General features: G+C 60.4%; 20 protein-coding genes. 11 read left to right on the top strand and 9 right to left on the bottom strand.

What is annotated here, in order from left to right; all coding sequences use genetic code 11:
* Window positions 1-451 precede the first annotated feature (451 nt).
* The 3 genes from HJW02_RS06635 to HJW02_RS06625 all read left to right on the top strand — a co-directional run bounded on the left by HJW02_RS06635 (window position 452) and on the right by HJW02_RS06625 (window position 4,103).
* Window positions 452-3,286, top strand: a complete 2,835-nt coding sequence (locus HJW02_RS06635; protein WP_102721346.1) for an autotransporter outer membrane beta-barrel domain-containing protein — start codon at window positions 452-454, stop codon at window positions 3,284-3,286.
* 175 nt (window positions 3,287-3,461) lie between these two features.
* Window positions 3,462-3,818 carry a DUF488 domain-containing protein gene (locus tag HJW02_RS06630; RefSeq protein ID WP_102721345.1) on the top strand — a complete coding sequence of 119 codons (357 nt, stop codon included), beginning with the start codon at window positions 3,462-3,464 and terminating at the stop codon, window positions 3,816-3,818.
* 126 nt (window positions 3,819-3,944) lie between these two features.
* A complete protein-coding gene (locus HJW02_RS06625; protein ID WP_156340775.1) occupies window positions 3,945-4,103 on the top strand; it encodes a hypothetical protein in 159 nt (52 codons plus the stop codon).
* 97 nt (window positions 4,104-4,200) lie between these two features.
* On the opposite strand, the gene hemC is transcribed toward HJW02_RS06625, so the two are convergent.
* The 7 genes from hemC to HJW02_RS14015 all read right to left on the bottom strand — a co-directional run bounded on the left by hemC (window position 4,201) and on the right by HJW02_RS14015 (window position 9,140).
* Window positions 4,201-5,136 (bottom strand): hydroxymethylbilane synthase, encoded by a 936-nt coding sequence (gene hemC, locus HJW02_RS06620; RefSeq protein WP_180971773.1) that lies wholly within the window; start codon window positions 5,134-5,136, stop codon window positions 4,201-4,203.
* Entirely contained in the window at window positions 5,126-6,127 is a 1,002-nt protein-coding gene (hemA, locus tag HJW02_RS06615) for a glutamyl-tRNA reductase (RefSeq protein ID WP_240454337.1), read from the bottom strand. The genes hemC and hemA overlap by 11 nt, the downstream gene beginning before the upstream one ends.
* Window positions 6,128-6,147: 20 nt before the next feature.
* Complete coding sequence (ccsA, locus tag HJW02_RS06610; protein ID WP_022396982.1) at window positions 6,148-6,906, bottom strand: cytochrome c biogenesis protein CcsA; 759 nt, start codon at window positions 6,904-6,906, stop codon at window positions 6,148-6,150.
* Window positions 6,907-6,927: 21 nt separating this feature from the next.
* Complete coding sequence (gene folE2 / locus HJW02_RS06605; RefSeq protein WP_102721342.1) at window positions 6,928-7,722, bottom strand: GTP cyclohydrolase FolE2; 795 nt, start codon at window positions 7,720-7,722, stop codon at window positions 6,928-6,930.
* A 107-nt stretch (window positions 7,723-7,829) separates the two neighbouring features.
* Window positions 7,830-8,075: a 30S ribosomal protein S18 gene (gene rpsR / locus HJW02_RS06600; protein WP_022396980.1), complete on the bottom strand. Its 246-nt coding sequence runs from the start codon at window positions 8,073-8,075 to the stop codon at window positions 7,830-7,832.
* Between the two features lie 33 nt (window positions 8,076-8,108).
* A complete protein-coding gene (gene rpmG, locus HJW02_RS06595) occupies window positions 8,109-8,282 on the bottom strand; it encodes a 50S ribosomal protein L33 (protein WP_022396979.1) in 174 nt (57 codons plus the stop codon).
* 33 nt (window positions 8,283-8,315) lie between these two features.
* The gene (locus tag HJW02_RS14015; protein ID WP_180971772.1) at window positions 8,316-9,140 is read right to left on the bottom strand and encodes a TraR/DksA C4-type zinc finger protein; all 825 of its coding nucleotides are present in this window, start codon (window positions 9,138-9,140) and stop codon (window positions 8,316-8,318) included.
* Window positions 9,141-9,363: 223 nt separating this feature from the next.
* Between HJW02_RS14015 and HJW02_RS06585 the strand changes: the two genes are divergently transcribed.
* The 4 genes from HJW02_RS06585 to HJW02_RS06570 are packed head-to-tail and all read left to right on the top strand — an operon-like array spanning window position 9,364 to window position 12,215.
* Window positions 9,364-10,323 (top strand): ROK family protein, encoded by a 960-nt coding sequence (locus HJW02_RS06585; protein WP_022396977.1) that lies wholly within the window; start codon window positions 9,364-9,366, stop codon window positions 10,321-10,323.
* Window positions 10,324-10,327: 4 nt separating this feature from the next.
* On the top strand, window positions 10,328-11,305 hold the full coding sequence (locus HJW02_RS06580; RefSeq protein ID WP_102721339.1) for an RsmB/NOP family class I SAM-dependent RNA methyltransferase: 978 nt from the start codon (window positions 10,328-10,330) through the stop codon (window positions 11,303-11,305).
* A complete protein-coding gene (locus HJW02_RS06575; protein WP_102721338.1) occupies window positions 11,302-11,808 on the top strand; it encodes a metallophosphoesterase family protein in 507 nt (168 codons plus the stop codon). Before HJW02_RS06580 ends, HJW02_RS06575 begins: the two co-directional genes overlap by 4 nt.
* Complete coding sequence (locus tag HJW02_RS06570; RefSeq protein WP_102721337.1) at window positions 11,805-12,215, top strand: NUDIX domain-containing protein; 411 nt, start codon at window positions 11,805-11,807, stop codon at window positions 12,213-12,215. The genes HJW02_RS06575 and HJW02_RS06570 overlap by 4 nt, the downstream gene beginning before the upstream one ends.
* A 456-nt stretch (window positions 12,216-12,671) precedes the next feature.
* Here the strand turns inward: HJW02_RS06570 and HJW02_RS06565 are convergent, their stop codons facing one another.
* Window positions 12,672-12,824, bottom strand: coding sequence for a hypothetical protein (locus HJW02_RS06565; protein ID WP_156340774.1), 153 nt, complete (start codon window positions 12,822-12,824; stop codon window positions 12,672-12,674).
* Window positions 12,825-13,153: 329 nt separating this feature from the next.
* Here HJW02_RS06565 and HJW02_RS06560 point away from each other — a divergent pair, with 329 nt between their 5' ends.
* The 4 genes from HJW02_RS06560 (at window position 13,154) to HJW02_RS06545 (ending at window position 18,078) form a co-directional block, all read left to right on the top strand.
* Window positions 13,154-14,551, top strand: a complete 1,398-nt coding sequence (locus tag HJW02_RS06560) for an efflux RND transporter periplasmic adaptor subunit (protein WP_022396972.1) — start codon at window positions 13,154-13,156, stop codon at window positions 14,549-14,551.
* A gap of 66 nt (window positions 14,552-14,617) precedes the next feature.
* Entirely contained in the window at window positions 14,618-15,322 is a 705-nt protein-coding gene (locus HJW02_RS06555) for an ABC transporter ATP-binding protein (RefSeq protein WP_022396971.1), read from the top strand.
* Complete coding sequence (locus HJW02_RS06550) at window positions 15,319-16,683, top strand: ABC transporter permease (protein WP_022396970.1); 1,365 nt, start codon at window positions 15,319-15,321, stop codon at window positions 16,681-16,683. The genes HJW02_RS06555 and HJW02_RS06550 overlap by 4 nt, the downstream gene beginning before the upstream one ends.
* Before the next feature lie 30 nt (window positions 16,684-16,713).
* Window positions 16,714-18,078, top strand: a complete 1,365-nt coding sequence (locus HJW02_RS06545; RefSeq protein ID WP_180971771.1) for an efflux transporter outer membrane subunit — start codon at window positions 16,714-16,716, stop codon at window positions 18,076-18,078.
* Between the two features lie 146 nt (window positions 18,079-18,224).
* Here the strand turns inward: HJW02_RS06545 and HJW02_RS06540 are convergent, their stop codons facing one another.
* Complete coding sequence (locus tag HJW02_RS06540; RefSeq protein ID WP_146019607.1) at window positions 18,225-18,626, bottom strand: hypothetical protein; 402 nt, start codon at window positions 18,624-18,626, stop codon at window positions 18,225-18,227.
* Window positions 18,627-18,710 lie beyond the last annotated feature (84 nt).

Below are 18,710 nucleotides of genomic sequence, written 5' to 3'. Positions count from 1 at the left end.
TTCCTGAAATGAAACAGGCGACTGGATAATCATGTGAATCAAGCAATTATCCCGCGCGGAGCGCCAGTTTATTTCCCTTGAATTCCCCGGACAGTTTCTGACGAAGAAGGGAAACCCGCGTCCTTCATTCATTTAGCCCATGCTTTGGAGCAGGCCTTCAATGTTACTTCCGGTCCAGCAGCTTATCTCCCCAGGGTAATTTTATAAAATTTCTGTATTCATCGGATTTTCAATCCGTTGTCAACAATAATTCATTTAAGGCAAGATTTTTTAAGCCTTATCCGGTACGCTTATTCACTTTTTCCGGACACGAGGAGGAATAGGATGAAAGAGAAATAAACCCTTGGTTTCAAGTTCATAACGCTGTCTCTGCGGATTGAAAATCCCCCAGGCTTCGGGAAGTTTTGCGGACACAGCCGCAAAACCCAATCCAAGAACAAATTCCAAATTAATGACTCCGAGACTTCCTCTCCCCCTCCTCGCCGCCCTGCTCCTGTCACAGGCCGTGCCCCATGCAGCCGCTTCCAGCCCCATTTCCTGGGATGACCTCGTTCGGGACTGGCAGGACGAGTCCATCACTGAAACGGTACTTGACCTGAGCGGGGACGGTTCCGTTGCAGAGGTAACAAGCAACGGGGGCGCCGTCACCGTCTCCCAGGGAACTTCCCTGGCGCTGAATGGAGGCCACCACACCATCTCCTCCACCAAGCAGAGCGCCCAGGTTTTCACCAGCAGGGCGTTTGACAACCGCGGCACACTGGAAATCAGCGACTGCACCATCACCGGCAATTTCAATACCGCCGTGAGCTGGTTTTCCTCTTCCTCCGGCGGCTCCATCGCCAACGGTGAGAACGCCAGGCTGATTCTTTCCGGATGTTCCTTTTCCAATAACGGAATGGTTTCCCAGACAGACGGAGAAGGAGGCGCGCTTGCCGGGGCGGCAGGTTCCGTGATGAGTATCCAGGGGTGCGATTTCACCAATAATTACGTCTCCTTCCATGAACCGTGTCTGAACAGCCCCCAGCAGTACGGCGGTGCCATTGCCAGCTTTGGCGCCGTTACCCTGAGCAACTGCCGTTTCTCCGGTAATTACACTTCTTACCTGAATGCCGGGGCCAATGGCATGAGCACGGCGGCGGGAGGCGCCGTCTCCATGGCCACGTACGGGGCGCGCCTGGAAGGGGATGCCCTGGAATTCCACGGGAATTACGCCATGGGCTATGCAGCCTCCGGTGGAGCCGTGAACTTGAATAACAATGCCTCCATCAAGCTGAGCAATGCCTCTTTTACAGGGAATTATGCCTTCTGCACGGCTCATTCCACCAGCGCAGGCCGTGCGTGGGGAGGCGCGCTCAACCTGGAATCCGGGTCCACGGGCACGCTTGTTTCCTGCGTCTTTAACGGCAACCATGTCTCTTCCATGACGGAGACGGCATCAGGAGGGGGGGCCATCCACAATTTTATCGGCTGCACGCTGACGCTGGTGAATTGTTCCTTTTACGATAATTACGCTTCTTCCGCAGATGCGTCCCTGGCGCAGGGAGGAGCCATTGCGAATGAAGGGCGGCTCCGGATTATCGCCAACGGGCGGGACAGCATTTTCCGAGGCAACAGGGACCACGTTCCGGCACTGGGGGGCGGCGGCGCTTCCAATGCCATCCACTCCCTGTTTTCCACCGGCATCGCCCTTTACGCCGGGAACGGCGGCTCCCTGGTCTTTTACGACGGCATCCGGGGGGAGAACGACAGGAACATATTGACGATCAACAAGCCCGGTGCGGAAGGCTATCCCGTGGACGGAACCGTCTTTTTCAAGGACGGAGCTTCCATTGACGGATTCAACACGGAATTGTACCAGGGAAGCCTGTGCATGGGGGAGGGAACGGCCATCCGCGGCTCGCTGGATGCATGGCAGGGAAGCAGTTTCATCATTGAAGGCTTTACGACGATGGACGGCCAGTACAGCGTGCATGCCGTGAAGCCGGGTGCCGTCCATACCGTGCTCGTCAGAATGACCGATTCCATGGCGGCGGCCACGGAAGAGAATCCCGTATGGAATTTTACGGAAGGTTCCTCCATTGCCGCCTTTGCGGGTTCCCTGGAGTTCGTTCTGGACGTCAGCCGCCTCAGCATTCCCTATGATGAATTGCACCCCTTCATTTTTTCCCATGAGGGGCAGACGCAGGAGCTGATGGACAGCGTCAACGGAGCCAAAAGCGTGCGGCTGGTGGATGCCGACGGGTGGAGCTACAGCGTGGACGGTTCCTTTTTCGATTACCTTTCCGGACAGAATAGAGGCCTTGTTCCTTCCGGACCGGACACGGGGGGCTGGCGGCCCCCGTCCGGCGTGGGAGGCGTGCAGGGCAATTCCCAGTGGACCGCCGTGCGCAGCCTCCGCAGTTTTGCAGAGGCCGCCAGAACCAGGGAGGGAGAACGGCTGAAGCCGGACGGGCGCGCGGCTTTCTGGATCACGGCCACGGGGGATTATTTCACCCAGGCCTCCCAGGCCGCGGTGGAAGGCTACCGCTTCCGCTCCCACGGGTATTCCGTGGGCGGGAGTTACGATCTTTCCCCGGTCTGGACGGCGGGGGGCGCCTTCGGCCAGAGCTTCGGGACGAACGATGTGAACAATGACCTGGGCAGCTTTGACCAGGACGCCGTCATGGCCCTTTTCCAACTGGCGCGGTCCGTGCAGGTGAACGCGGAAGATTCCCTGCTTCTGGGCGTGCAGGGGGGCTATGGCACCGCCCGCAGCAAGGGGGGCGTTATTTCCCCGGACCTGGCCGGAGACCGCCTGGAAAGCTCATGGAAGGACAGAACCTGGCTGCTCGACGTACAGGGAGCATGGACAAGGAGGCTGAACCGGAAAACGCGGCTGGGCCTTTATTCCGGCCTCCAGTACGCGGGGAGCGTTCAAAGCGCCTCCACCGCCGCAGGGGAACGCCATGCCTACCATCTGGAAGACAGCTCCGCGAATGTCCTGCGCGGTCGCCTGGGGGTGGAGTTCCACCGGAACGGCTCCCTGCTGGGACGGGAAGCGGCAGGCTACGTCCGCACGGGAATCGCGCACGATCTGGACCGGAAAACGCCGCATGTTTCCGTACGTGGAACCTCCCGCTCCTGGACGGCCATGGCCGTCAACCCTGGCCGTACCGTCCTGGAGGCTTCCGCCGGATTCCATGTCAGCCTGTCCGGCAACTGGAGCGCGGGCGTGGATTACAGTCTGGAAGCCGGCAACCGGCAGCTGAACCAGAGCGGAAGAGCAGGCGTTATGATGGAATTTTAAGTGTCTTCAGCCACATGTTCTCCGGCACCGTCCCCTCTCCGGAACGGTGCCGTTTTTTTGCCGTTTTCCCCATCACCAAGCCGTTTCCATTCACGGCATCGGGCGGCGCATGTCCCGACGCAGCTCAACAAAAGCAAGCCTTGCCCGCTCTATTCCTTCATCAGACTTTTTTCGTATGAATATAACCATCAAACGAATTTATGACCCGAAGGAAACCGGAGACGGCTACCGCGTGCTGGTGGACCGTCTCTGGCCCCGCGGGATTTCCAAGGAAAAGGCTTCCTGGGATGAATGGCTGAAAAATGTGGCTCCGTCCACGGCGCTCCGCCAGTGGTTTGCGCATGATCCGGCCAAATGGGACGCCTTCCGCCGGAAGTATGACGAGGAACTGGACGGGAACAAGGAGGCCGTTTCCCATCTGCTCCAGCTCGCGCGGAAGGGAAAGCTTACGCTGCTGTATTCCGCCAGGGAGAGGGACCACAATGAAGCCGCGGCCCTGAGGGATTATCTTATGCAGCGGTCTTCTTCATAAGCAGGCGCGCATTTTTGAACAAGCGCCGTTTACAGGCCCAAATGCTGTCACAGGGACCTATGATATGGCCGGATTTCTTCTCTCGTTCATGAACAGGCGAAGAAAATGGAAAGGAGGTGAAACAACATGGCAAGTAGTTCCCACATGGGTGGAAATCACAAAAGCGGTTCTTCCAAGAAGCGCTCCGAAACCACCACGAACAAAACCGGGCAGCGCGTCAAGCGCGATGCTTCAACCGGGCAGTTTATGAGCGATAAAGGCTCAAGCTCCAAGGAAAAACATTAATTCCCCGTGAGCTCTCTGCTTAATTCAGGTTCCGGACTTGGTCCGGAACCTTTTTTTATCCCTGTCCGCTCCGGAAAAAGCGGAAGAGCGCACCCCGTCAGCGCAGGTCCAATTCTTCAAACGCACGAAGGCCGAGGGCCCCGGGCTCCTTCCGGTCCCCGCGGACCACCACGGCAAAAGGTTCTTCCCTGCCCGGCGCGTAGTACGCCGCACGCAGGACCAGTTCATCCCCTTCCAAACGGGCGTAAACGCCCACGGGCGTGGAACAGCTCGCTCCCAGGCGCACCAGGAAGGCGCGTTCCGCCAGAGCGCAGGCGAAGGCTTCCGGATCGCTGATTCCAGCCAGCATTTCCATCGTCTCCCGGTCGGAAGAGCGGCATTCCATGCCCACGATGCCCTGCCCCACGGCGGGAATGAAGGCTTCCACCGGCAGGGGGCGCATGTAGAGCTTCCTCCCCTCCACGAGGGTTTCCGGCGCATACAGCCCCAGGCGTTCCAGTCCGGCCCTGGCCAGAATTACGGCGTCCCAGCCGGGATGCTCCGCCAGCTTCGCCAGGCGCGTGGGCACGTTGCCCCGCAGGTCTTCAAACCGGAGGCCGGAACCCCAGTACGTGCGCGCCATCAGGCGGCGGCGCACGCTTCCGGTAGCCAGCGTGCCGGAGCCGTTCCAGTCCGGCTCCCTCGTAATAAGCACGTCTTCTACGGCGGCGCGGGGCAGCACGGCGGCCAGCGTGAAACCGGGGGCCAGCTCGCTGGGCACGTCCTTGAGGCTGTGCACCGCCACGTCAATGCGGCCTTCCAGGAGGGCGGTTTCCAGTTCCTTGATGAAGATTCCCTTGTCCACGATGCCGGAAACGCGGGCCACGTCCGCCAGCGGCACGTCCGTGCGGCGGTCCCCGGTGGTATGGATGATTTCCCGGCGCACGTCCAGTTCCGGATAACGGAGGGAGAGGGCGGCCCGCACCATGTCCGCCTGGGCCAGCGCCAGGGCGCTCCCGCGGGTGCCGATGATAAGGGTGTTTTTACTGGTCATAAAGCGCGGAGTCCGGAAAGTATTTGGAGATGTTGTCCTGGATGATGGCTTCGCACCGGGAGACTTCCTGCTCCCGGCTGCGCTTGGCTTCATCCGCCAGCTGGGTGAGGGTGTCGATATCGTAGAGGTACACCTCGTCAATATCCGCCACGTCCGGAGAGATGTTGCGCGGCACGGAGATGTCAATCAGGAAGAGGGAGCGGTACTTGCGGGGCGCGCGCAGCGGCAGCAGCGTCTCCCGGGTGATGATGCAGTGGGGGGCGGCGGTGGCGGCCACCACCACGTCAATGTCCCTGAGGTAGTCCCCCCACACGTCGTACCGGATGGCCTGGCCGCCGATCATGCCCGCCAGTTCCACCGCCCGGTCAAAGGAACGGTTGGCTACATAGATGCCCTCCGCCCCGCGGGCGTGCAGGGCGCGGCCCGTGACGCGGCTCATCTCCCCGGCTCCCAGGATGAGGACGCGGGTGCCGGAAAGGTCGCCGAAGATTTGTTCCGCCAGCTCCACGGCCACGGACCCCACGGAGGTGGCTCCGGCGTGAATCTGGCTGTCCGTCCGCACCCTCTTGCCGATGGTGAAGGCTTTCTGGAAGGTCTTGTTGGCGCAGGCCGCGGTCACTCCGGCGTCCAGCGCCATCTGGTAGGCCGTCTTCACCTGCCCGAAGATTTCCGTTTCCCCCAGCACCATGGAGTCCAGCCCGCTCAGGACGCGGCACAGGTGCTCCAGGGCATCCGCCCCCAGATGGCTGTAAAAGTGGGAGGCCATGTCCACGTTCCCGCGGCCCGCTCCCAGGAAGTGGGACAGGATGTGTTCCTGCGCGCTTTCCGGCCTGTCAGACCAGTAGTAGATTTCCATGCGGTTGCAGGTGGAAAGCACCACGCACTGGTCCACGTCCGGCAGGGAGCGGATGCGCCGCCCCTCCTCCTGGAGCCTGTGGGACGGCACGGCAAAGCGCTCCCGTATTTCCACGGGAGCGGTCCGGTGATTCAAGCCTAAACAAACCATTCTCATCAGCTTACCAGGAAAATGCTCATGGATGCAATAAAGAGGGCCACACAGCAGTAGGCCAGGGCGCGCCCCGGCATGCCGCGGCGGTAGATGAACCACAGCAGAATGCTGTAGCCCAGCGTCAGCAGAATGACGATGGAGGTTTTGGCCCCGTTGATGGGGAGATGCCTCTGCCAGCCGAGCCATTCCCCGGCCAGAAGCAGGAGGAACGCCACCAGAACCAGGCGCTTCATGCTGGCTTCCAGCGTGCGGATAGGGGGCAGAAGACGGCAGGTGCCGGGTATCTGCCGCCTTTTGAGGCATTCGTTCTGCATGCAGAACGCCACGCCCGCAGCGGCGGCCAGGCCTCCGGCTCCGTAGGACATCATGGCTACGCCCACGTGCGCCGTCACCCAGAAGTCATGCGTGCCCTGCACATCCGCGCCGTACAGGCCGATCAGCAGGGAAAGCGCCGTCAGCACGGCAATGGCCGGAGCGGTGAAGATGCCCAGCACGGACATGCGGTAGGCGCGCCCCAGAAGAAGGTAAAAGAGGTTGATGGTCCAGGAGAGGAAGAAGAGCACCTCCGACGCGCCGCGGATGGGGCACATCCCCGTCTGGTACGCCTTGACGCAAAGCGCCCCCGTCTGGAGCGCAAAGAGGCACGCCATCCAGAGGTGGGCGTATAAAAACCGGCGGCCGGAGGCCAGCAGCCGCCAGCCAAGCCCCGTAAAAGCCAGGGACAGGACGAGAGATGCAATGGCCCACCAGTTGTCGTTCATAAGTCCTGTACGGAAAGCAGCTCAGGAACGCAGGTCCCGTTCAATGACGGCATACGCCTGGTGGTTGTGGATGGATTCAAAGTTTTCCGCCTCCACCCGGTACCAGCTGAAAGCGGAGTGGCTCTGCGTTTTCAGCGCCACGTTGCGCACCAGGTCTTCCACAAAAACGGGGTTTTCATAAGCCTTTTCCGTCACCCATTTTTCATCCGGCCTTTTCAGCACGCTGTACAGGGAACAGCTGGCGCAGGATTCCACCAGGTCAATCAGGTCTTCAATCCAGACGGGCCGGGAGGCGAAGCGCACGGAGTAGGTGACCAGCCCGCGCTGGTTGTGGGCCCCATAGGCGCTCATGGCCTTGGAACAGGGGCAGAGCGTCGTCACCGGGACGACCACCGTCAGCTTGAAGTCCGCCAGCTTGTTGTCCGCTTCCGCCTCCATCTCAAACCGGACCACGTAGTCCATGAGTCCTTCAATTCCGGTTACGGGGGCGTTTTTGGCGCGGAAGAACGGAAACTCCATTTCCACATGGGAGCGGCGCGCGGACAGGCGGCGGAGCAGTTCCCGGGGAATGGCCAGGGCCGTATGCACGTCCAGCAGGGGGCCGTGCTGGTGCAGGGCCTCCACAAAGCGGCTCATGTGCGTGCCCTTGAATTCCTCCGGCAGGTCCACCGCCAGGGAAACCGTCGCCACGGTGGACTGGATGCGGTTGAGCTTGTCCTGGATCTGGATGGGAAAGCGCAGCCCCTTGACGCCCACCCGGTCAATGGAGATATTGCGCGTATCCGTCTCGGACTGGGTATCTTTCAGTTCCTGCATGCGGAAGGAGGATGTTGGCTGGAAATAAAGCGGGAGTCTGCCCTGTTACCGGACAAACTCCCGCCTGCAAAGACAATTTCTACCGAAAGAGATTTCCTTGGGGCTTGTTACGGCAGAAGGTTGATGGAACGGGCCCGCTTGATTTCACGGGTCACCTTGCGGTGCATCTTGGCGGACAGCCCGGTCACGCGGCGGGGAAGAATCTTGCCGGTTTCAGAGGTGAACTTGGACAGGAAATCGGGGTTGAGCAGATCGACCTGATCCATCGGGATGTCGAGACGGCGGCGCGGCATCTGGCGATTGCACGTGCGGAAACGAATACGACGTTCTACAGTCTTGGGTTCAGTGGACATAGTAATAAAGATAATCGATGAGCTGGACCGCGGTTAACGCATTTCACGATGAAGCGTGCGGCGCTTCAGGAAAGGATTGTACTTAACCTTTTCCAGGCGGCCGGGGGTACGCAGGCTCTTCTTGTTGCGCGTGGTGACGTAGCGGGACGTAGGCTTTCCTTCGGCTTTAGCCTCGGTGCATTCGAGGATGATGATGTCTCTTGGCATGATGAAAATGTGTTACGGGGGAGGATTTATACACTATTCTTCGTCATCGTCAAGAGAAACAGATAAATCTACATCATTTTGTCCTCCCGCAAAGCCCAGGGCCACTCTGGGGCGGAACCGGGCGTTCTGCCCTTTTTCCTTTTCCCACTGGGCCTGGCATTCCACCGTGAGCCGCGCGAAAGGAATGGCCTCCAGCCGCAGGATGGGAATGACCTTGTATGACATTTCACAGATGCCGTACGTTCCGTTGTCAATGCGGGCGAGCGCCTGTTCAATCTCATACAGGCCGTCCTGTTCCTTGGAAAGCAGGCTGAGCGCAAAGTCGCGGTCATAGGCGTCGCTCCCGGCATCCGCCTGGTGTTCTCCGGAGCCGGAGGCTTCACTGCCTTCCGGATGGTTCCGGAGGGTGTCGCGGGCCACGCCGCTCATGTTGTCCAGGGCCCTGTCGCGCAGGTCCATCAAGTGCTGGCGCTGCATCTGCACAAAGGGTTCCCATTCCGGATTGGCGGCCAGTTCAGCCTTGGCGGCGGCGATGGCTTCCGTCTGCTCATCCGTCAATTCATTCTTTGCGGCAGCGGGAGCCGGGGCGGCGGGAGAGGAAGCGATTTTTCTGGCCGGGGCCTTCCGGGCCGTTTTCGGTTCCGTCTTCTTTTCCACCGCAGCCGCGGGGGCAACGGCCTTTTTGGCGGGCTTGGCGGCTTTTTCCGGTTCAGCGGCCTTTTTCCTGCAGCACTTTTTCCTGGCGGGCGCCTCCTGCTCTACAGCGGTCTTGCAGGCGGACTTCCCGCAGGTCTTTTTCTTGGGGGCCGGAGCTTCCTTGGCGACGGTCTTGCTATCGGTTTTCTTGGGAGTAGGCATAGGAGGTGTCTCTATGGGCTGAGGTTGACGATGTTTCACGAACAGCGGGCGAAACCGCCCAACTGACTAGACTATGAGACACTACAAGCGCTCAAATGTTCATTCAAGAAAATTCAGCTATGAAACAAGTCATTTTTCCCGCTGCCCCGCCTGCCGTTTTTTTAACGGAAGCATACTTCTTTTAACCTTTTCAACGCCCGGCAAAATTCTATATTGGTACCATATGACAGCTTCAACCATTCCCTCCATCGGCATTGACTTCGGGGGCACCTCCATCAAGCTGGGGGTCGTCAAAGGCACGGAAGTGATCGCGCACGCGCCTTCCATCGCCACCCAGGAATACGGCAATCCCGACCAACTGATTGAAGCCATCGCCCAGTTCGTGAACATGCTGCGGCTGAACCATCCGGAAGTGCAGGCCATCGGCATGGGGATGCCCGGCTTCGTCAATTTTTACCAGGGCACCGTTTATACGCTCACCAACGTGCCCGGCTGGAACAACGTTCCGGTAAGGGACATGCTCCAGGCCGCCTGCGGACTGCCCGTGTACGTGGAGAACGACGCCAACTGCATGGCCTACGCGGAGTGGAAGCTGGGAGCCGGAAAGGGGAAAAGGCACCTGGTCTGCCTGACCCTGGGCACCGGCGTGGGCAGCGGACTCATCGTGAACGGGGAGCTCCTGCGCGGGGCCACCTGCTCCGCCGGGGAACTGGGCCAGACCAGCATCGACTACCGGGGGCGGCTGGGCCATTACGGCAACCGCGGTTCCCTGGAGGATTACGTGGGCAACCGGGAAATAGCGGCGGACGCCCGCACCCTGTATGCCAGCCACGGCGTTGACAAGGCCATTGTGGACTGCAACCCCATCGCCCTGGAACGGGCCGCGCTGGCGGGGGATGAAGTAGCCGCGCAGGTCTGGCGCGACCTGGCCGTAAAGCTCTCCTGCGCGCTGATGAACTGCTGCTACCTCCTGAACCCGGAGGCCATCATCATCGGCGGCGGCGTGGCCAAGGCCAAGACCCTGCTCTTCCAGCCCCTTCAGGAGATCATGAAGACCCAGCTTGCCGCTCCGCTGGTGGAGCATCTTGAAATCCTCCCCGCCCAGTTCGGCACGGAGGCGGGTATCCTGGGGTCCGCCCATCTGGCGCTCAACACCCATTTCGGCGAAACGTTCCGGGCCTGATCTCGTGTCCACCTCCCAAATACTGAGGCTCACCCGCAAGCTGGAGCTGACAGCGGAACAGGAGCAGGATTTTCTGGACGCCATGCAGGCAGGGGACCGTTCCAGAAGCGCGCTGGTCATCACCCCGAAAGCTCCGGAAGGCTACCTGCCGCCCCTGCCGGCGGAGGAAACGCCGCGGGACTGGGGCCACCCTTCCATCCTGGCGCTCCCGGCGGGAGAAGCGGAGGCCAGACCCGGCTCCCTGCCGGACTACGAACGCGGCTATTACTATCCCCTGGACCTCTCTTCCGTCTGGGAGACGGCTCCGCTGGCGCATCTGCCGTTCCGGCCGGAACGCTGCCTGGACATGTGCGCGGCTCCCGGCGGGAAAAGCATTCTGGCCCAGACGCGGACCGCCCCGCGGGAGCACGTCTCCAACGAGGTGCACCCGAAGCGCCTGGGCATCCTGCGCCACAACCTGCTGCGCTGCGGCTTCACCGGCGTATATACCCAGCGTCTGCGCCCGGACCAGTGGGCGGAGCTGACCCCGGGCTGTTTTGACCTCATTCTGGCGGACGCCCCGTGCAGCGGTCAATCCCTGCTGGCCAAGGGCATTCCCAACCCCGGCTGCTTCAACCCCTCCGTCACCGGGGGCAACGCCAAGCGGCAGCGGGGCATTCTGCTGGCGGCCCTCCAGTGCCTGGCGCCCGGAGGCTATCTGCTGTACACCACATGCACTTACGCCCCGGAGGAGAACGAACGGAACGTCCTGTACCTGCTGAAACGCTGTCCGGACCTGCGGACCGCAGCCGTGCCGGAGCTGGAGCCTTTCCGTTCCGCCCTGACTCAGGAGGCCTGCTACCGGCTCATGCCTTTTCACGGCGCGGGCGCAGGCGGCTTCACCTGCCTGCTGCGCCGGGAGGGAGAGCATGCGCCCCTGCCTCCCCTGCCGGACGAATTGAAGGCCTGGCCCATCCATGCCATGAACCGACCAACACCATGAAGATAGGCGTTTTTTCCGACATGCACGACCGCACGGACCACCTGGAGCTTGCGATGCGCCAGATGCGCCTGCTGGACTGCGGACATTTCATGTTCCTGGGCGACTGCACCACCCCGGAGAGCTTCCAGCGCCTGATTGAACTGACGGGGGGCCTCCCTCTGGACGCCGTTCCGGGCAACAACGACTACGAGCTTGCCATCATGCGCCAACTGGCCACCTGCTCCACGGCGGCGCGCCTGCACCCGGAACACGTCCTGCTCACCAGGTACGGCATGAAGTTCTCCCTCTCCCACTATCCCAAATACGCCATGCAGGAAGCGCGCAGCGGCAGTGTGGACGCCGCCCTGTACGGCCACACCCACCAGGCCGTGCGGGAAATGTACCGCGGGTGCCTGCTGGCCAATCCGGGGGAACTCCAGGGCAGGACCGGCCGCATCGGCTTCGGCATTCTGGACACGGATTCCCGCATCATGAACCTGCATTCTCTGGATTTCAACGCATGATGAACATCCTGGACGTCTGCTGCGCCCTGATTGAACTGCCCTCCGCACAAGGAACCCTTCTCCTGGGAGCAAAAAAGAAAGCGGGGCAGTCCAACGGGCTTCTTTATGAATTCCCCGGCGGAAAGGTGGAACCCGGAGAGAACGCCCGGGACGCCATCATCCGGGAAATACGGGAGGAACTGGGATGCGCCGTCCATCCCGTCCGCATGCTCACCCCCGTCCGGCACCGGGAACGGGAGCGCATCATCCGCCTCATCCCCTTCCTGTGCCGTCTGGAGCCCTGCGCCCTGCCCCGGCCCCTGGAACACGAAAGCCTGGGCTTCTTCTCCGGCCACATGCTGGAAAAACTGCCCTGGGCTCCCGCAGACCTCCCCGTTTTAAGGCAGTGGATGGAAGAAAACCGCTGACAAAACGGCAGCCCGTTCAGCTTCAACCACTCCGCGGAGGATTGCCTGCGCATGTCTGAAAAGATTCCAAAAACACCTTGGATCATTCCCCCTTCTGGGGTATATAAGGTGGTGGCTGCTGCACTCGTCATTACCTGGCAAAGTGGCCCGAACCGATATTACAACCTAATGGGGGCAGCCCCGACGCAGGGCTGACTACGTCCTATACCGGAAAAGTCAAAACAGCGGCGGAAGTCCCCGCTCTATTGAGGCACGGGAACGTGGCTCACAGCCAGAGACGGTGCAGCGGTGTCTTTCTCTTTCCCTTGCAGCCGGGAACCCCGCCGGGGCCTGTTTTCCCGATGGCCCCCTCTTGAATCCGCACCGGAATCAAAGCATTCCGGCACGGCTGCTTTGATTGCTTTTCCCCGCACCTCTGCGCCCCACGGCATTTCCTGGCAGGAAGCGCACACGCGCTTAAAAGGAACGCATGCGCGCGTTCGCCACCATGGCCTTCAAATATTTCCGGGCCTTCCGCTCCCGCTCCTTCTCCTTCCGGGGCGGCCGGGAGGAACGGCAGAAGGAATGAAGCAGCCTGAACACCAGGTCAAATAAATCGTTTTTGTACATATGGTTGATTGGTTGTTTCCGGATCGTGCGATCCTTCATCTTGTATCTAGCAAGAAGCGTGCCAATTTTTACCCATGGATGAAACACGATGGTTATCAATTCATTCCTGGGACCATTCCGGAAACGGCCTTCCTCCATATTCTTACAAATCCGTAAAAAAGGGACAGCCCATTACGATAATGTAATATTGTTAGTTTATAAATAACAACTGTTAACGAACAAAATAAACCCTTAGACATTTCCGGAAATCATGGTAGGATCACGCCCTGTTGCGAAAAAGTTTTTAACATCTGTGCAACTTTTTCATTATTGCGAAGTATATTATAGTCGTGAAGGGATTCATCAAACTCATCATCGTCATTGCCGTTCTCGGAGGCATCTGGTTCGCCTGGGAACAGTGGAAGGGGAACGAAGCGATCCAGGTGGACTACCAGACAGAGCCTCTTGAGAAGGGGGACCTGATGATCACCATTGACGCGACCGGCGTCACGGAACCTGATGAACTGGTGGACGTGGGCGCCCAGGTCAGCGGCATCATCATGGAGTTCGGCAAGGATCTGGACGGCAAGGTGGTGGATTATTCCAGCCCGGTGAAGGCGGGCCAGATGCTCGCGGAAATCGACAAGCTGCCCGTGCAGCTGGACGTTCAGCGTGCGGAAGCCTCCAAGGCGCAGGCCATCGCCGGAATCGCCCGCGCCAAGGCAGACATCCAGCAGGCCAAGGCCAAGCACCAGCAGGCCAGGCTGGACCGCGAACGCGCGGAAAAGCTGGGGCCAGGGGATGCCCTTTCCAAGTCCAGCTACGACCAGTACATTGCGGATGAAGAGACCGCACGCGCCAACGTGGCCGTGGCGGAAGCCTCCCTGCAGGAAGCGGAAGCCTCCCTGAAACAGGCGGAAGCCGCGCTTAAGAAGGAAATGCGCAACCTGGAATACACCACCATCCAGTCCCCGGTGGACGGCGTGGTGGTCAAGCGCCTGGTCAACATAGGCCAGACGGTGGTTTCCAGCATGAGCGCCTCCAGCCTGTTTTACATTGCCACGGACCTTTCCAAGCTGAAAATCTGGGCCGCCGTGAATGAGGCGGACATCGGCAGCATCCGCAAGGGGCAGGAAGTCCTGTTCACCGTGGACGCCTTCTCCGGCCGCAAATTCAAGGGAACAGTGGACAAGATACGTCTGGACGCCACCATGACCTCCAATGTGGTCACCTACATCGTGGACATTGACGTGCCCAACCCGGACAAGCTCCTCATCCCCTACCTGACGGCAAACGTTCAATTCGTGGTGGAGGACATCCGGGACGCCTTCCTCGTCTCCAACGCCGCGCTCCGCTTCCGTCCGGAAACGGAACTGGTCAGCGCCGAGCAGAAGGCGGCCTTTGAACGGATGCAGCCGGAACTGGCCGCTCCCGCCCAAAACGGCCAGAAGAAAAAAGCCGTGGTCTGGGAACTGCGGGACAATCTTCTTTACCCCCACCTGGTCACCAGGGGGGAAAGCAACGGCATGCTGACGGCCATCACGGGAGAAACGCTCCGGGAAGGCATGGAAATCGTCTCCACGGCGCAGATACTGAACCGCTCCGGCAACTCGGAGGACGGAGCTTCCGCCTCCGCCGGCGGGGAAAATCCGTTCGCGCCCAAGATGCCGCCGCGCCGCAAGCCGAGCACGGGCAACACGAAGGCTCCCTCCGCCTCCGGCAACGGCGGGCCGCCCCCGCCTCCCTGATCCGGGGAAACGCCTCCATCCACCCGCTCAACCATTCCTTTTTACCGCTTCAAGCACTACAACAACGTGATCCGCTTACGTGACATAACCAAGGTGTACCACCTGGGGGAAATTGACCTTCAAGTGCTCAAGGGCATCACCCTGGACATCAAGGAGGGGGAATTCGTCTCCCTCACGGGGGCTTCCGGTTCCGGAAAGTCCACCTTGATGAACATCCTGGGCTGCCTGGACCGCCCCACCTCCGGCCATTACTACATCGCCGGGGAAGACGTAGCCAAATTCAACGCCGCAGAGCGCGCCACGCTCCGGAACAAGCGCATCGGCTTCGTCTTCCAGAACTTCAACCTGCTCTCCCGCACCACCGCGCTGGAAAACGTGATGATGCCTGCCGTGTACGCCCACCCCACCCTCAGCATGAAGGCCATGCGCGAACGTTCGGTGGAGCTGCTGAACCTGGTGGGCCTTTCCGACCGCATGGACCACACCCCGGCCCAGCTCTCCGGCGGCCAGCAGCAGCGCGTAGCCATCGCCCGCTCCCTCATCAACAACCCCAGCATCCTGCTGGCGGACGAACCCACGGGGAACCTGGACTCCACCACCTCCAAGGAAGTGCTGCACATGTTCAAGGACCTGAACCGCCGCCAGGGAATCACGGTCATCCTGGTGACGCACGACCCCAAAATAGCCGCCTTCACGGACCGGGCCATCAACATGGCGGACGGCCTCATCTGCGAAGGGATTTCCGACACGCTAAGCAAAGACGACGTATGAAATTCCTTCCTCTCCTTAAAACCTGCATCAAGGCCCTGGTGCGCAACCCCATGCGCGCGGCGCTCACCATCCTGGGCATCATCATCGGCATTGCAGCGGTGATCGCCATGGTGGAAATCGGCCAGGGGTCCACGCTCCAGATTAAAAACACCATCGCCTCCATGGGGGCGGATACGCTGAACATCCGCCCCGGCGCCATCTCCAAGAGCGGCGTCAATACCGGCGCAGGCGGCCGGGCCTCCCTGACCAACGCGGACTGCGAGGCCATCGCGAAGGACTGCCCCATGGTCCTGCGTGCCACGCCCGTAGTGCGCGCCAGCGGCCAGGTCATTTACGGCAACAAGAACTGGAGCCCGGAAACCGTGGAAGGCGGTTCCGTGGAATACCTGAAAATCAAGAGCTGGTATGACATGGACCGCGGCCAGCCCTTTTCCGAGGAAGACGTGGAGCAGGCCAGGCGCGTGTGCGTCATCGGCCAGACGGTAGCCAGGGAGCTCTTTGGGGATGAAGACCCGCTGGGCAAGGACATCCGCATCAAGAACGTCATGTTCAAGGTCATCGGCATCCTCCAGAAAAAGGGCGCCAACATGATGGGCCGCGACCAGGACGACTCCATCATCCTGCCCTGGACGAGCATCCGCTACCGCCTCCAGGGCCTGGGCGGCGGTTCCGCCTCCACTTCCTCCGGCAAATCCACCACCACCTTCAACCGGGCGGACAAATACACCGCCAATTCCGTGGATTACTACACGGAAACCACGGACCAGCCCTACACGGACGCCCCCCACCCGCGGCGCTTCAACAACATTGACTCCATCATGGCGCAGATTGCGGACCCGGAGCGCTCCTCCGAGGCGATCGACCAGATCACGGAAGTCATCCGCGCCAAGCACAACCTCAAGGACGGCCAGCTGGACGACTTCCGGGTATGGGACATGGCTGAAATGTCCCGCGCCATGAGCAGCACCACGGAGGTAATGACCAACCTGCTGATGATCGTGGCCATGATCTCCCTGGTCGTAGGCGGCGTGGGCATCATGAACATCATGCTCGTCTCCGTCACGGAGCGCACCAAGGAAATCGGCCTGCGCATGGCGGTGGGCGCCCGTCCGCAGGACATCATGCGCCAGTTCCTGCTGGAAGCGGTTCTGCTCTGCGTGGTGGGCGGCGCGCTGGGCATCGCGCTCGGCAAGGCCATCTCCATCATCGTCAGCCGCACCATGAACTGGGCCACCGCCTCCTCCCCGGAAGCCATGGCCCTGGCGGTGGGCGTCTCCGTGTTCATCGGCCTGGCCTTCGGATGGTATCCGTCCTGGAAGGCGTCCAAGATGGACCCCATCGACGCCCTGCGACACGAATAACACCTTACTTCTTCCTTTCCCATGTCATCCATGTTCAAACATCTCCCTCTCCTGGCCGCATGCTGCCTGAGCTCCTGCATGGTAGGCCCGGACTTCCGGCCGCCGGCCAACGACCTCCCCGCCGCCTGGGCGGAGAGCAGGCCCCCCCGTAGCTCTGACAAGGACCTGCGCTCCTGGTGGAACATCTTCGGGGACCCCCAGCTCAACCGCCTGGTCTCCACCTCCCTCAACAACAATCCGGATATGAAGGTGGCCCTGCTCCGCATCCGGGAAGCCAGGGAAAGGCTCCGCGTCTCCCAGGCCTCCCTGCTACCCTCCGCAGACGCCAGCGCCGGCTGGAGCCTGTCCCCGGACCGGGGCTTCCGCAGCTCCACCTCCCAGGACTTCACCCTGGGGGCGTCCACCTCCTGGGAGCTGGACCTCTTCGGCGGCAACCGGCGTTCCATTGAGGCCTACCGCGCCTCCCTCATGTCTACGGAAGCCTCCGCGGGCGCCGTGCGCACGGCCCTGCTGGCGGACGTCGCCACGGCCTACTTTGACTGGATCACCGCCTGCGAACAGCTCCGCATCGCCCGGGAACAGCTGGAAATCCAACGCAACACCCTCACCATTGCGGAAAAACGCTACAAATCGGAATTCGCCCCCCGCCTGGACGTGGAACAGGCCACCTCCACCGTCGCCTCCACGGAAAGCCGCATCCCGGCGCTGGAAGCACAGGTGGCCTCCGCCAAAAACCAGCTCTCCGTGCTGCTGGGCACGTACAACTCCCGCGTGGAGCTGACGCTCCCCAAAGCCTCCGTCTTTGAAAAAACGCCCGTCGTGCCGGTCGGCCTCCCCTCCGAACTCCTGCGGCGCAGGCCCGACGTCATCGCCGCTGAAGCGGACCTGCACGTGGCCGTAGCCAACGTAGGCGTAGCCGTGGCGGACCTGTACCCCCGCTTCAGCCTGACGGGATCCCTCTCCAGCCGCGGCGGAGACTTCGGCCAGCTCTTCCGGGAAAACAACAACGCGTGGTCCCTGGGCGGCAACCTGCTCCAGCCCCTGTTCCAGGGCGGAGCCCTGAGAGCCACGGTGCGCGCCCAGAAAGCCGCGGCGGAACAAGCCGCGGAAACCTACCGCAAGACGCTCATCACCGCCGTCTCCGAGGTGGAGGACGCCCTGATCGCCTACGGCAACTACACCTCCCAGATGCAATACCTGCACAAGGAAAACAACGCCAACAGAGAAGCCTTCCTGCTCTCCCGCACCCTGTACATCAACGGCCAGACGGACTTCCTGAACGTCATCACGGCCCAGCGCTCCTGGCTCAGCTCGGAGGAATCCCTGGTCACCATGAAGCAGAACATCCGCAAGGCCGTCGTCCAGCTCGCTCGCGCCCTGGGCGGCGGATGGTAAAACCTGCTCCATTAAGTAGGCAAGAATTTCCATTTCTGAAAAACGGGACTCTGATTGTTGAATAAATTGAGAATTGCCGATCTTTCGGGTCAGATTCTTGTTTTCGCATTCATTGATCCTGTAAAACTTTCCGGTTCCCGGTAAATTCAGCTACCAAATGAAATTATGATGAACCTCTTGGCCCATAGGTTTGAAGCTCCTTGCTTCTCCATTTCTACAGAAAATAAATCAAAAGAGGAAAATAATAAAATCATTTGATACGGATGCCTCATGCAACTGTAAACTGTACCTGGATTCTGTGAAATGAGAATGGAAGCAAGAATGTTCAGCAACAGGTAAAAAGAATACCGAAGCACATCAAAATCGGTTGAAGTCCGGCAACCAACAATCAGACAATCACTGTCCTTGTTATTAATTGATGAAATGCCAGGCAGAAGAGATTTGTCATCTCTTCTGCCTGTTTTTAGGAGTGTGATTACTATCTCAGGAAAAGACGGTAATATTTTTGACGTCTCCGGCGTGTTTACTTTGCTGGTTTTTGTTCTCATGGTAACCGCAACCATTTAATAATTTTACCTTCATTACCATGAACAACACTTTCAACATCGGCGCCATGGACACCGTCTATCCCT

This window comes from Akkermansia sp. GGCC_0220 (genome assembly GCF_017566105.1).
GTDB lineage: Bacteria > Verrucomicrobiota > Verrucomicrobiia > Verrucomicrobiales > Akkermansiaceae > Akkermansia > Akkermansia massiliensis.
This window is presented reverse-complemented; position numbering and strand designations above follow the sequence as displayed.

What these genes read in the sequence shown, in the direction of transcription:
- HJW02_RS06635 (WP_102721346.1), top strand. Translation starts at nt 452, where the DNA reads ATGACTCCGAGACTTCCTCTCCCCCTCCTCGCCGCCCTGCTCCTGTCA.
- HJW02_RS06630 (WP_102721345.1), top strand. Translation starts at nt 3,462, where the DNA reads ATGAATATAACCATCAAACGAATTTATGACCCGAAGGAAACCGGAGAC.
- HJW02_RS06625 (WP_156340775.1), top strand. Translation starts at nt 3,945, where the DNA reads ATGGCAAGTAGTTCCCACATGGGTGGAAATCACAAAAGCGGTTCTTCC.
- hemC (WP_180971773.1), bottom strand. Translation starts at nt 5,136, where the DNA reads ATGACCAGTAAAAACACCCTTATCATCGGCACCCGCGGGAGCGCCCTG.
- ccsA (WP_022396982.1), bottom strand. Translation starts at nt 6,906, where the DNA reads ATGAACGACAACTGGTGGGCCATTGCATCTCTCGTCCTGTCCCTGGCT.
- folE2 (WP_102721342.1), bottom strand. Translation starts at nt 7,722, where the DNA reads ATGCAGGAACTGAAAGATACCCAGTCCGAGACGGATACGCGCAATATC.
- rpsR (WP_022396980.1), bottom strand. Translation starts at nt 8,075, where the DNA reads ATGTCCACTGAACCCAAGACTGTAGAACGTCGTATTCGTTTCCGCACG.
- rpmG (WP_022396979.1), bottom strand. Translation starts at nt 8,282, where the DNA reads ATGCCAAGAGACATCATCATCCTCGAATGCACCGAGGCTAAAGCCGAA.
- HJW02_RS14015 (WP_180971772.1), bottom strand. Translation starts at nt 9,140, where the DNA reads ATGCCTACTCCCAAGAAAACCGATAGCAAGACCGTCGCCAAGGAAGCT.
- HJW02_RS06585 (WP_022396977.1), top strand. Translation starts at nt 9,364, where the DNA reads ATGACAGCTTCAACCATTCCCTCCATCGGCATTGACTTCGGGGGCACC.
- HJW02_RS06575 (WP_102721338.1), top strand. Translation starts at nt 11,302, where the DNA reads ATGAAGATAGGCGTTTTTTCCGACATGCACGACCGCACGGACCACCTG.
- HJW02_RS06570 (WP_102721337.1), top strand. Translation starts at nt 11,805, where the DNA reads ATGATGAACATCCTGGACGTCTGCTGCGCCCTGATTGAACTGCCCTCC.
- HJW02_RS06565 (WP_156340774.1), bottom strand. Translation starts at nt 12,824, where the DNA reads ATGTACAAAAACGATTTATTTGACCTGGTGTTCAGGCTGCTTCATTCC.
- HJW02_RS06550 (WP_022396970.1), top strand. Translation starts at nt 15,319, where the DNA reads ATGAAATTCCTTCCTCTCCTTAAAACCTGCATCAAGGCCCTGGTGCGC.
- HJW02_RS06545 (WP_180971771.1), top strand. Translation starts at nt 16,714, where the DNA reads ATGTTCAAACATCTCCCTCTCCTGGCCGCATGCTGCCTGAGCTCCTGC.
- HJW02_RS06540 (WP_146019607.1), bottom strand. Translation starts at nt 18,626, where the DNA reads ATGAGAACAAAAACCAGCAAAGTAAACACGCCGGAGACGTCAAAAATA.